We start from the raw sequence: 667 nt of genomic DNA, 5'->3' as shown, positions 1-667 counted from the left end.
GCGTAGCTGTTGTTGGCGAAGATGATGGTGGTGACGTTCAGGTTCTCGCGGGCCTGGGTCCACAGGGACTGGATCGTGTACATCGCGCTGCCGTCGCCGACCATGCAGACGACGCGGCGGTCCGGGCAGGCCAGCGCGGCCCCGGTGGCCACCGGGGTGGCATAGCCGATCGAGCCGCCCATGTTGTTGATCAGGTCGTGGGGCAGCGCGCCCATCGTGTGGCCCATGGACTCGCGGCCGGTGGTGAGCGACTCGTCCACGAGGATGGCGTTCTCGGGCAGGCCGGCGGCCAGCGCGTGGGCGATGGACAGCGGGGTCAAGGCGCCGCTGGGGATGGCGGTTTCGATGCGGGGCTGGAGCTTCGGGGCGGTCTTTGTCGCGCCCAGCGCTTCCAGCAGCATCTCGAAGGCGAGTTCGCTGTCCTCGTCGGCGTCCACCAGCGGGTGGACCAAGGTGCCCTCGGCCTTCAAGAGGCTGGGCTTGTCCGGGTAGGCGAAGAAGGCGACGGGCTCGCGGGTCTCCACCGTCACGATGTGCTTGAAGGCCTTCAGGAAGGCTTGCGCCTGCGGGACGGCGTAGGGGATGCGTTCGATCGGCACGCGGCCGGCGCCGCGCTCGATGCGGGCGGTGAAGAACTGGGAGCCCAGGCGGGCGCCGGTGGCGGCGG

General features: G+C 70.0%; 1 protein-coding gene. It reads right to left on the bottom strand.

Going from position 1 to position 667, the window contains the following annotated elements; genetic code table 11:
* Positions 1-667 (bottom strand): thiamine pyrophosphate-dependent enzyme (locus tag B0W88_RS32145; RefSeq protein ID WP_233151920.1); only part of this gene is annotated, 667 nt, incomplete at both ends.

Origin of the sequence: Pelomonas sp. KK5, from assembly GCF_001984095.1 — a bacterium.
GTDB lineage: Bacteria > Pseudomonadota > Gammaproteobacteria > Burkholderiales > Burkholderiaceae_C > KK5.
The sequence above is the reverse complement of the archived record's forward strand: the minus strand, read 5'-3'. Positions and strand labels throughout refer to the sequence as shown.